Here is a 10,526-nt window from a genome sequence, read left to right as displayed (position 1 = left end):
AGCCGGCGACCGCCGCCCGCGCGGCTGGCGGGAGGGCAAGGCGGCGACGTACGACGCCTATGATGCCAAGGCGGAGGCGCTGGCGCTGCTCGCGGCCGCCGGCGCGCCGGTCGACAATCTACAGGTCATGGGCGAGGCTGGTGCCGCCTGGCACCCCGGCCAGTCCGGAACGCTGCGACTGGGGCCGAAGACCGTGCTGGCGGCGTTCGGCGTAGTGCATCCTTCGGTGCTGAAGGCGTTCGACCTCGATGGCGCGGTGGCGGCGGTCGAACTCTACCTCGACGCGCTGCCGGCGAAGCGGGATACCAGCTTCATGCGCCCCGCTTTTGCGCCATCCTCGCTGCAGGCCGTCACGCGCGACTTCGCCTTCTACGTCCCGACCGACCTGGCTGCCGATGCGCTGGTCCGTGCCATCAGGGGGGCCGACAAGGGCACGATCGTCGCCGCGCGGGTGTTCGACCTGTTCGCCGGCGCGGGCGTGCCGGCTGGACAGAAGTCGATCGCCATCGAATTGGTGCTGCAACCCGGCGAGCGGAGTTTCACCGATGCCGAGCTGAAGGCGATCGGCGACAAGGTGGTCGCCACCGCCGCCAAACAGGGAGCGACCTTACGTGGTTGACAAGGGCAGGGCTGACTGGATCACCATCGCGAGCGACAGGCTGACCGCGGCGATCAACCCGCACGGCGCGGAGCTGTCGTCGATCCTCGATGCGGATGGGCGCGAGCTGATGACCGATGCCGACCCGGCCTTCTGGACCGGCCGCGCGCCAATCCTGTTCCCGGTGATCGGCGTCACCAACGGGTCGGTGATCCGCCTCGACGGGCACGACTATCCGATGGCCAAGCACGGCTTCGCGCGCCATTCCGACTTCGCGGTCGTCGAGCACGCCGCCGGCCGGCTGCTGCTGCGGCTCGAGGATAGCGAGGCGACGCGGGCGAGCTACCCGTTCGCCTTCGCGCTCGACCTGGCCTTCACGGTCGAGGGCGCGACGATCACGCTGGCGGCGAGCATCGCCAACCGCGGCGACGCGGCGATGCCGGCGCAGTTCGGCTTCCACCCCGCGCTCGCCTGGCCGCTGCCCTATGGCGAGCCGCGCGCCGACCATCGCATCGCCTTCGACGCCGACGAGCCGGCGCGGCTGGCCGAGATCGCCCCCGACGGCCTGATCGCGGCGGAGACTCGCGCCTCGCCGCTCGACGGCCGCACCCTCCACCTCGCCGACGCGCTGTTCGAGAATGACGCACTCGTCTGGGACCCGATCGTCTCGCAGGGCGTAACCTATGGCGCATCGGTCGGCCCGACCCTGCGCGTCGAGTTCCCCGACACGCCCCGCCTCGGCGTCTGGACCAAGCCCGGCGCGCATTATGTCTGCATCGAGCCATGGCACGGCATCGCCGATCCGGAGGGCTTCACCGGCGAGTTCCGCGCCAAGCCCGGCGTGTTCGAGGTCGCGGCGGGGCAGACGAAGCGGATCGCGATGAGCATCGCGCTACAGTCCTGACTGTCCTACAGCGTCGGGGCGGCGCATGGGCGGCGGCGATCGACCGGCCGCTCCGCCACCGCTCCTTGCTGCGCGCGCACCAACGCGCGTGGACGCGACTTTTGTGACTTTCCAACGCTTGCGAGTGCCCCATGACCTCCCCCCGCCGCACCTTCGCGATCATCTCGCACCCCGACGCCGGCAAGACGACGCTGACCGAGAAGCTGCTGTACGTCGGCGGCGCGATCCATCTCGCGGGCGCCGTCAAGGCGCGCGGCCAGGCGCGGCGCGCGCGGTCGGACTGGATGAAGATCGAGCAGCAGCGCGGCATCTCCGTCACCTCGTCGGTGATGACCTTCGAGAAGGACGGCGTCACCTTCAACCTGCTCGACACGCCGGGGCATGAGGATTTCAGCGAGGACACCTACCGCACCCTGACCGCGGTCGATTCGGCGGTGATGGTGATCGACGCCGCACGCGGCATCGAGGCGCAGACGCGCAAGCTGTTCGAGGTGTGCCGGCTGCGCAGCGTGCCGATCATCACCTTCGTCAACAAGGTCGACCGCGAGGGCCGCAGCCCGTTCGCGCTGCTCGACGAGGTCGCCGACATCCTCCAGCTCGACGTCTGCCCGATGTCGTGGCCGGTCGGCATGGGCGGGCAGTTCGAGGGGGTGTACGACCTCTACGGCAACACGCTCGCTCGGCCCGAGGGCGACAGCCGCGAGTTTCCCGGTCGCGCGCTGCCCTTCACCGGCATCCATGACAGCGTGCTCGACGCGGTGCTGTCGCCAGAGGGGCTGGCGACGCTGCGCGAGGAGGCGGAGCTGGCGCAGGGCGGCTATGCGGCGTTCGATGGCGAGGCGTACCGCGCCGGCGACCTGACGCCGGTCTATTTCGGCTCGGCGCTCAAGGATTTCGGTGTCGCCGAGCTGATCGCCGCGCTCGCCGACTTCGCGCCCAGCCCGCGCCCGCAACCCGCCGAGCCCGCGCCGGTGTCGCCCGACGAGGCGGAGGTCACCGGCTTCGTGTTCAAGGTGCAGGCCAACATGGACCCGCAGCACCGCGACCGGATCGCCTTCATGCGGCTCTGCTCGGGAGTGTTCCGGCGCGGCATGAAGCTGACCCCGTCGGGCAGCGGCAAGCCGATCGCGATCCACTCGCCGATCCTGTTCTTCGCGCAGGACCGCGAGATCGCCGACGAGGCGTTCCCGGGCGACATCATCGGCATCCCCAACCACGGCACGCTGCGGGTCGGCGACACGCTGTCGGAGCGCGCCGACGTGCGCTTCACCGGCCTGCCCAACTTCGCGCCCGAGATCCTGCGCCGCGTCATCCTCAAGGACCCGACCAAGACCAAGCAGTTGCGCAAGGCGCTCGACGACATGGCGGAGGAGGGGGTAACGCAGGTCTTCTATCCCGAGATCGGCTCCAACTGGATCATCGGCGTAGTCGGCCAGCTCCAGCTCGACGTGCTGCTGTCGCGGCTGGAGGCGGAATACAAGGTCGCCGCCGCGCTGGAGCCGGCCCCGTTCGATACCGCGCGCTGGGTGTCGGCGGGCGAGGTGGCGGACCTCAAGGGCTTCACCGACCTGAACCGCTCGGCGATGGCGAAGGACCGCGACGGCAACCCGGTGTTCCTCGCCAAGAGCGCGTGGGAGGTCGGCTATATCGCCGATCGTTACCCCAAGGTGCGCTTCGCGGCGACGCGCGAGCGTTAGGCCGCCAGCGCCGCGTCGCTGACGAAGCTGTTGGTCGCGCGCTCGTGCGCGAAGGTGCTGGGTTGGCCATGGCCGGGGATGAAGGCGGTCTCGCTGCCGAGCGGCCACAACTTGGTGACGATCGTCGCGATCAGCTGCCGGTGGTCGCCGCCCGGCAGGTCGCTGCGCCCGACCGAGCCCTGGAACAGCACGTCGCCCACCAGCGCGAAGCGCGATGGCGGATGATGGAAGATGACGCTGCCTGCCGAATGGCCTGGCGTCTCGTACACATCGAGCACCAGGTCGCCGATCGTCACCGTGTCGCGCTCGACCAGCCAGCGGTCGGGCTCGAACGGTGTGCCGTCGAGACCCCATTGCCGTCCGGTCTCGTCGAGCCGCTCCAGCCAATAGCGGTCCGCCTCGTGCGGACCCTCGATGGCGACGCCCAGCTGGTCGGCGAGCGGCCTGGCCGCGCCGGCATGGTCGATATGGCCGTGGGTCAGCAGGATCTTCTCCACCGTCACCCCCGCCTGCGCGATCGCCGCCGCGATCCGCGGCAGGTCGCCGCCGGGATCGACCACCGCCGCCTTCATCGTCGCGGTGCACCAGACGAGCGTGCAGTTTTGGGTTAATACCGTCACCGGGATGATGACGGCCTTCAACGGCGTCACGGCAATATCGCGCACTGGAACCTCGGTCTGATAGAACTATTGGAATGAACGAAGCGGTTTTCTCGATCCAGTATGCGCGTTGGAGCGATCCCTCACAAGGCAAAGGCACCAGCAAGGCACGCCAGTTCGCCAAGATGCGGGAAGAAGCTGCGCGAAACGACTATGCGTGCCAGCGGGAAATCTTCGACGACGGGCGTTCGGCGTTCCACGGGCACCACATCGAGCGAGGCAAGCTGGGCGTGTTGCTCGACGAGATCGACGCGGGGGCGTTGATCGGCTGGGTCTTGCAGATCGAGAATATCGACCGCCTCTCGCGGCAGGGGCACACCGCCACGCTCGCACTTGTCAACCGCATCCTTCAAGCGGGCGTATCGATCCACACCTGCGACGGCGAGCACTTGGAAGCGTATCAGGAGATCGAACTACTCGATGTGATTACGCTCTCGCTCAAGGCCGACCTCGCCAACAAGGAAGCGAAGAAGCGTCAGGACCGGGCAGCGTCGTCGTGGGCGATCCGCCGCGATCACTCCAAGGCTGACGGTAGGGCGATCCCCGGTGCGAAGCCCGCGTGGATCGAGCGGGTCGGCGACGAGAACAAGATCGTTGAGCGGCTCGCCGCTCAAGCTCGGCGGGTCTGGGAGATGGCCGACGAAACCGGACACGGCGCTCACACGATCACTCGCCTCCTCAATGTCGAAGGTGTCCCGATGTTCGACACCGGCAAGCCTTGGTATGCGTCTCGCGTCGATCTCATCCTCTCGGGCATGGAGGTCATCGGCTACCATCAGCCTCGCCGGAAGGAAGGCGGGAAGTGGGTGGCAGACGGAGCGCCGATCAAGGTCTACCCGGCCATCATCCCCCACGATCTTTTCAAGCGGGTCAGGGACACTGCTGCGGCGCGGCTGGCGACGCATGGGGGCGGCAAGAGCAAGCGTATCACCAACCTGCTGTCGGGCCTGTGTCGCTGCGAGTCGTGCGGTCGCTCGATGCGCGTCGCGGGATCGAGCAGCGGCGGATACCTGATGTGTAGCGGACGGGACCGGGGCCTTTGCGACAACGCCATCGCCTTCCCCTATCGGGCGCTCGAATCGACCGTGCTTGACGAGTTCCTGCACCTCGCGCTGGACGACGATGCCTTCGCGAACAAGAGCGAGGTCACGCGGGTCAACGCCATCATCGCCGAGCGCGAAACCGACCACCGCGTCGCTACGGAAAAGGCCAAGGGCTTGCTGACCCTCGCGGCGCAGGGATCACGCATGGCGGCAGAGATGGCGTTCGCCGCCGAAGCCGAGGCGAACGCCATCGCCGCGCACCTTCAGGCGCTCAAGAGCCAGCGCGAAGCTGCAATGGGTCGAGCCAGCGCCGCCGAGCACATTGCTCGCCTGAAGGACATGCGTGGTCGGCTTGGCGACGACATCGATCTTCGCCGCAAGGTTCTTCAAGCCTTCAACACCGTCATCCAGAGCGTCGCCTTCAGCGCCGATGGCATCACCACGCTGCGGTTGGTCGGTGGCATCATCACCATCAAGATCGACTTGACGGGCACGGTCATCGACGGGGAGGCCACGCTCACCCTCAACGACGATGAACTTGCCGAGCACCGCGACCGTAATGTCGTGAACCTTGTTCGCGCTGTCACCCATCGCTTCGCGAAAATCTATGAACGAGCCGAAGCCAACTGGTCCATGAACGCAACAGCCACGGGGTAGGCCCATCCGGCTATCGGACAGCGAACCAGATTACGCCTGCTACCAGAACAACAAGGGCGACGCATCCCCACGCGGGGATGCGTGTGCCGAAGCGATCACCGTAGGGATCGTGCTCCTGCCAAAACTTACTCTCAATGGTCCAAACCGTTTCGACCAAGCAGTCCAGCGTTTGTGGCCCATCAGGCGTGCGACCGATCCCTTCCAAATACTGCGACAGGAGCGACTTCAGGTCGTCAGGTCTATTCGGCTCGGCGGTAGGCTCAATGATAACGCGGTCACCCTCGCTGCCGATACGGTATGGCTCGCCATTCCTGCCATACGCGGCGGGGTATACGCCGTTCCCAACATCTATTGCCTTAAGGTGCTGCTCTGCTGCTGCGACTGACGGATAAACCAACAGCGGCTCATCTGCCGCCACGAAAAGTGCTTCGAGGGGAGCCATCGCGTGAGCATAGTCGAAATCAGATGCGTTCTTCACCACGCGGTTCTTCTCTCATTGGAGCAACATGTCCGCAACCGGCTAACGCGCACTGGCTCTGAACTTGTAGCTTTGGAGCCAGCCCGCCTCGGCCTCACTTGGATGGATCAAAAGATACCTTGACAGGTATTCAATCCTGTATCAAAACGCAGGCATATCTTACGATCTATGTCGAGGCATCATATGAACCGCATCGCCTATTACCGCTCGTCAACTGCGGACCAGTCTGTGGAGGCGCAGCGGTCGGCGCTGGGCGGCGGCTTCGCGCGCGAGTTCATCGACGAGGGCGTCTCGGGCGCGGTGCTGGCGGCGGATCGACCCGCGTTCGCACAACTGCTCGGCTATGTCCGCGATGGCGATGTGGTCTGCGTCTACGCCGTTGATCGGCTCGGTCGCGACGCCCTCGATGTTCAATCGACCGTGCGCGCGCTGCTGGCGAAGGGCGTGTTGGTCGAGGTGCGTGGTCTGGGTCAGATCGGGCGTGGTGCGGGCGAACTGATTCTCGCGGTGCTGGCGCAGGTGGCCGACATGGAGCGCCAGCGGATCAAGGAACGCTGCGACAGCGGTCGCGCCGCCGCCCGCGAGGCGCTGCGCACCACCGGCAGGACGCATCGCGGCAAAGTGTCGCTGGGTCGTCCGAAGGCCGCGTCGAGCGACGATGTGGTAGCATGGCGGCGGGCCAACTCCGCCAGCATCAGCGCGACGGCTCGCCAGTTCGGCATTTCCGAACCGACCGTCAAACGCTACTGCGCGTCGGTTAGGTAGGTCTGTTAAAAGACGATGAAGCCGCCTTCTCCGTCAATGTGGCCCGCTTCATACGGTCCGATCTCCGAAAGCACCCGCAACACTGCGCCGTTCTCGAAGGTGATCGTCATCGTCAGTGCTTCCGTCGCCACAGTTTTGACGACCTTGCCGACAAGCCTGTGAAGCATGTTCGCACCAGCTTCCGCAGCGACGCAGCTATATGACCATGTGGTCCCATCGGGTTCGACCTGCTCGACCGATAGCTCGGACATGATCCGGTTTCGCTCGAAGTGGAACTGCGTGCTGTAGGGATCGAGGCATACCTGCATGAGCGTGTCGTCAACCAGATGTTGAAGCTGGCTTGCGTCGGGAAAGTTATCCATCGCCGTGTTCCAGTTCATGCCTCATAAGCAATACTCCACTTTGCGGTCCGTTCGGGGTGAACGATCCGCTATTCAGGCTGGCAATGTCCGCCTCGATCTGACCGCCACTGGACACAGCATCCGGTCGTTTCGAGGTGGGGTCAACGGGCGGGATGAAACTCGTCCGCCCAGACCATGAGCGCCGGATCAGAGAACCGGTGCTGTTGCTTCAAGGCGTAGCCGGTGATCTCGGCGTTGCCGCCGTGCCAGCTACAAGCCTCGACATCATACGAACCGCTCGGCACGACCTCGTTCCAGAGACCACCCCGCTTCCCCGGGAACATCTTGCCGAGCGCGAACCACTTGCCCGGTGGGGCTTTCCACAACGAGTGAACATGAACATGGTCGTGCCGCTGTCCTTCAAAGCAGAACAGCGCCTTCGTGCGATACTGCGAAGGCACCTTGTTGAACCGCGAACTCACCAGCCGCTGATCGGCTTCGCGCATCAGCAGCTTCAAGTCCTCACGCGCACGATCCAGTCCGACGCTCCGGTTCCACACCAGCGTGATCGCGTGCGTGAAGCGAAAGCCGTCGAGCCAGTCCATCATCTCCGCTTTCCAGCGGCGCTGACTGATCGTGTCCGTGTAGGTGGGTAGGTTCGATGCCATGAGCATCTTATACCACCCCTGCCATCGCCGCCGCGATATTCGCGTGCGTCATGCCGACCGCATCGTCGCCTGCGCGTCGCGCTGGGTGTCGTTCGCCTTGCGAAGCTGGTCCTGATACCGCTGCGCCGCGTCCGATTTCTTGCGCTGCGCGTCGGTGAACTTCTGGTGCGCCTTGGCGCGTTTCTGTGCGGCCTTTTGGGCCTTCTCGGCGGTGATCGCCTCTACGATCTCGCGGTATCTCATGGGCGTATTTAGACGAGAGGCGTCAGCCCTCCCGCGCTGCCCTTACTCACCCTTTACAGCGTGCAGTTCTGCTGGAGCGGCGTGACCGGGATCATCGCGACGCGCAGGGGAGGATCGTTCGCCATCGCTACCCCGGTATCTGCTGGCTGATGCAGTGGAAACTGCCGCCGCCGGTCAGGATGTGGTCGGCGCGCAGGCCCACCGCCTGGCGATCCGGGAACAGCGCACCGATCGCCGTCACCGCCGCCGCGTCCTCGCCCGACCCGTAGAGCGGCACCACCACCGCGGCGTTGCCGATGTAGAAATTCATGTAGCTCGCCGGCACGATCTCCTCGTCGCGCAACACCCGGCCGGGAGAGGGGAGCGGCACCACCTGCAATCCGGCGGCGCGGGCATCGTTGGCGGCGTGCTGGTAGACCTGCCAGTTGGGATCATTGTCGCCGCCGACCGGGATCGCCACTCGCCCCTCGCCGACGAAGCGGGCGAGGTTGTCGACATGGCCGTCGGTATGGTCGTTGACCAGGCCGTCGCCCAGCCAGGCGATCTCGGTCAGCCCCAGATCGGTCGCCAGCCGCGCCTCGATCTCCGCCTGCGACAGATAGGGATTGCGGTTGGGATTGAGCAGGCACTGGCGGGTGGTGACGACGCGGCCCGCCCCGTCGCCATCGATCGCGCCGCCCTCCAGCACCCAGTCACACCGCACCGCGCGCTTGCCGCGCTGGCCGGCAAGGCCTGCGCCGACGCTGTCGTCGCCCGGCAGGTCGTATTTGCCGCCCCAGCCGTTGAACGCGAACAGCCGCGCACTGCCGTCGCCGAGTATGATCGGGCCGGTGTCGCGCAACCAGATGTCGCCGAACGGCTCGACCACCACATCGGCGAACGGCGCGGCGGCGCGGGCTGCGGCTGCCGCCTCCTCGTCGGCCGCGACCAGCAGGACGCGTTCGCCCTTGCCGCCGGCATCGACCGCGCGGGCGAACGCGGCAACCTCCGCGCGCGCCGGGGCCAGGTCGTCGGCCCAGAGTTCAGGATGGCTGGGGAAGCCGATCCACACCGCCTTGTGGTGTGCCCATTCTGGGGGAGGGGGCTTGACGATCGAGCGGCCGGACATGCCTGTTTCTGACATCCACGCCGACGCGAGGCAAGCCGGCGGCCATCGCGGCGAAACCGTGACGTCGTACGACGCTCGAGCGTCGCCGGCCGAGCCAAACCTCTGCTTGTTCTACTCGCGCATCAGCGCGAGTAGAACTCGACGACGAGATTGGGCTCCATCTTCACCGGATAAGGCACCTCATCGAGCGTCGGCACGCGGATGAAGGTCGCCTTGGCGGTGCCGTCGGGTGCGACGTAATCGGGGATCTCGCGCTCGGCGAGGCTCTGCGCCTCCATCACCAGCGCCATCTCCTGCGCCTTGCCGCCCAGCGTGATCTCGTCGCCGATGAAGCAGCGGCGGCTGGCGATGTTGCACTTGGTGCCGTTGACGCGGACATGACCGTGGCTGACCAGCTGGCGCGCGGCGAAGATCGTCGGCGCGAACTTGGCGCGGTAGACGATCATGTCGAGCCGCTGCTCCAGGAGGCCGATCAGGTTCTGGCTGGTGTCGCCCTTCATCCTGGCGGCCTCGGTGTAGCAGGCGCGGAACTGCTTCTCGGTGACGTCGCCGTAATAGCCCTTGAGCTTCTGCTTGGCGCGCAGCTGGATGCCGAAGTCCGACACCTTGCCCTTGCGGCGCTGACCATGCTGGCCGGGGCCGTATTCGCGCTTGTTGACCGGGCTCTTGGGGCGACCCCAGATGTTCTCGCCCATCCGCCGGTCGAGCTTGTACTTGGCGCTGGCGCGCTTCGACATGATAATTCCTTTGCAATGCCAACAACGAACCCGCACCGGTGAGGGGGCGAGCGCTATCCGGTTCCCGCCTGCTGGCGATCCTGACGGACCGGGCAGGGCCACCGCTTCACCGGAGTGCGGGGCCATTCGCGAAGCCGCGGCGCATGGCGCACGGGCGACCCGGAGTCAAGCATGCGGGATCAACCCCTTGGCCGCTTCGCTCCGCCCAGCGCCGACAGCACGCCGCGAACGGTGCGGACCTCCTGGCTCGACCAGCCCGGCTTGGTCAGCAGCGTGCGCAGCGTGTGGCGGACGGTGACGGTGCGCTCGGGCGGGAAGAAGAAGCCGGTGGTGCAGAGCAGTGCATCGAGCTGGTCGATCATGCCGTCCAGCTCCTCCTGCGGAGCGGGCGGGTCGAGCGCGACCTCGGGCGGTTGCGCCAGCCCCCCCTCGCTCGACGAAAGCGTTTTGGACCATTCATAGGCGACCAGGATCACCGCCTGGGCAAGGTTGAGGCTGCCGAAATCCGGGTTGATCGGCACGGTGATGATGGTGCGCGCCAGCGCGACGTCGTCGGTGGCGAGGCCCGACCGCTCCGGTCCGAACAATATGGCGGCGCGGCCCGGGCCGGCATGGATCGCCTGCGCGC

The 10,526-nt window shown here is 66.4% G+C and carries 12 protein-coding genes and 1 pseudogene; 5 read left to right on the top strand and 8 right to left on the bottom strand.

The window, feature by feature from the left end; all coding sequences use genetic code 11:
• From HUU96_RS05380 to HUU96_RS05370, 3 genes and pseudogenes are all read left to right on the top strand, one after another.
• Positions 1-619, top strand: a pseudogene (locus tag HUU96_RS05380) (phenylalanine--tRNA ligase subunit beta); the annotation flags it as partial.
• The gene (locus HUU96_RS05375) at positions 612-1,502 is read left to right on the top strand and encodes an aldose 1-epimerase family protein (protein ID WP_174291824.1); all 891 of its coding nucleotides are present in this window, start codon (positions 612-614) and stop codon (positions 1,500-1,502) included. The pseudogene HUU96_RS05380 and the gene HUU96_RS05375, both read left to right, overlap by 8 nt.
• Before the next feature lie 131 nt (positions 1,503-1,633).
• Complete coding sequence (locus HUU96_RS05370; RefSeq protein ID WP_174291823.1) at positions 1,634-3,199, top strand: peptide chain release factor 3; 1,566 nt, start codon at positions 1,634-1,636, stop codon at positions 3,197-3,199.
• Here the strand turns inward: HUU96_RS05370 and HUU96_RS05365 are convergent.
• Positions 3,196-3,855 (bottom strand): MBL fold metallo-hydrolase, encoded by a 660-nt coding sequence (locus HUU96_RS05365; protein WP_174291825.1) that lies wholly within the window; start codon positions 3,853-3,855, stop codon positions 3,196-3,198. The genes HUU96_RS05370 and HUU96_RS05365 overlap by 4 nt on opposite strands.
• A 38-nt stretch (positions 3,856-3,893) precedes the next feature.
• Between HUU96_RS05365 and HUU96_RS05360 the strand changes: the two genes are divergently transcribed.
• On the top strand, positions 3,894-5,558 hold the full coding sequence (locus HUU96_RS05360; protein WP_174291822.1) for a recombinase family protein: 1,665 nt from the start codon (positions 3,894-3,896) through the stop codon (positions 5,556-5,558).
• A 10-nt stretch (positions 5,559-5,568) separates the two neighbouring features.
• On the opposite strand, the gene HUU96_RS05355 is transcribed toward HUU96_RS05360, so the two are convergent.
• Positions 5,569-6,036 (bottom strand): hypothetical protein, encoded by a 468-nt coding sequence (locus HUU96_RS05355; protein WP_174291821.1) that lies wholly within the window; start codon positions 6,034-6,036, stop codon positions 5,569-5,571.
• A 183-nt stretch (positions 6,037-6,219) separates the two neighbouring features.
• On the opposite strand from HUU96_RS05355, the gene HUU96_RS05350 reads away from it, so the two are divergent.
• Positions 6,220-6,801 carry a recombinase family protein gene (locus tag HUU96_RS05350; RefSeq protein ID WP_174291820.1) on the top strand — a complete coding sequence of 194 codons (582 nt, stop codon included), beginning with the start codon at positions 6,220-6,222 and terminating at the stop codon, positions 6,799-6,801.
• 5 nt (positions 6,802-6,806) lie between these two features.
• On the opposite strand, the gene HUU96_RS05345 is transcribed toward HUU96_RS05350, so the two are convergent.
• The 6 genes from HUU96_RS05345 to HUU96_RS05320 all read right to left on the bottom strand — a co-directional run.
• Positions 6,807-7,181 carry a hypothetical protein gene (locus HUU96_RS05345; RefSeq protein ID WP_174291819.1) on the bottom strand — a complete coding sequence of 125 codons (375 nt, stop codon included), beginning with the start codon at positions 7,179-7,181 and terminating at the stop codon, positions 6,807-6,809.
• A gap of 122 nt (positions 7,182-7,303) precedes the next feature.
• Positions 7,304-7,816, bottom strand: coding sequence for a hypothetical protein (locus tag HUU96_RS05340; protein WP_217430267.1), 513 nt, complete (start codon positions 7,814-7,816; stop codon positions 7,304-7,306).
• Positions 7,817-7,858: 42 nt separating this feature from the next.
• Positions 7,859-8,053 (bottom strand): hypothetical protein, encoded by a 195-nt coding sequence (locus HUU96_RS05335; RefSeq protein ID WP_174291817.1) that lies wholly within the window; start codon positions 8,051-8,053, stop codon positions 7,859-7,861.
• A gap of 127 nt (positions 8,054-8,180) precedes the next feature.
• Positions 8,181-9,161 carry an agmatine deiminase family protein gene (locus HUU96_RS05330; protein ID WP_174291816.1) on the bottom strand — a complete coding sequence of 327 codons (981 nt, stop codon included), beginning with the start codon at positions 9,159-9,161 and terminating at the stop codon, positions 8,181-8,183.
• A gap of 122 nt (positions 9,162-9,283) precedes the next feature.
• Positions 9,284-9,898, bottom strand: coding sequence for a 30S ribosomal protein S4 (gene rpsD, locus HUU96_RS05325; RefSeq protein ID WP_174291815.1), 615 nt, complete (start codon positions 9,896-9,898; stop codon positions 9,284-9,286).
• A 179-nt stretch (positions 9,899-10,077) separates the two neighbouring features.
• Positions 10,078-10,526 (bottom strand): TrmH family RNA methyltransferase (locus HUU96_RS05320; RefSeq protein ID WP_302480214.1); only part of this gene is annotated, 449 nt, incomplete at its 5' end.

This window comes from Sphingomonas bacterium, assembly GCF_903644135.1.
Lineage (GTDB): Bacteria > Pseudomonadota > Alphaproteobacteria > Sphingomonadales > Sphingomonadaceae > Sphingomonas.
This window is presented reverse-complemented; position numbering and strand designations above follow the sequence as displayed.

Coding starts and splice junctions, on each gene's coding strand:
- HUU96_RS05350 (WP_174291820.1), top strand. CDS start 6,220: ATGAACCGCATCGCCTATTACCGCTCGTCAACTGCGGACCAGTCTGTG.
- HUU96_RS05340 (WP_217430267.1), bottom strand. CDS start 7,816: ATGCTCATGGCATCGAACCTACCCACCTACACGGACACGATCAGTCAG.
- HUU96_RS05345 (WP_174291819.1), bottom strand. CDS start 7,181: ATGAACTGGAACACGGCGATGGATAACTTTCCCGACGCAAGCCAGCTT.
- rpsD (WP_174291815.1), bottom strand. CDS start 9,898: ATGTCGAAGCGCGCCAGCGCCAAGTACAAGCTCGACCGGCGGATGGGC.
- HUU96_RS05370 (WP_174291823.1), top strand. CDS start 1,634: ATGACCTCCCCCCGCCGCACCTTCGCGATCATCTCGCACCCCGACGCC.
- HUU96_RS05330 (WP_174291816.1), bottom strand. CDS start 9,161: ATGTCCGGCCGCTCGATCGTCAAGCCCCCTCCCCCAGAATGGGCACAC.
- HUU96_RS05335 (WP_174291817.1), bottom strand. CDS start 8,053: ATGAGATACCGCGAGATCGTAGAGGCGATCACCGCCGAGAAGGCCCAA.
- HUU96_RS05360 (WP_174291822.1), top strand. CDS start 3,894: ATGAACGAAGCGGTTTTCTCGATCCAGTATGCGCGTTGGAGCGATCCC.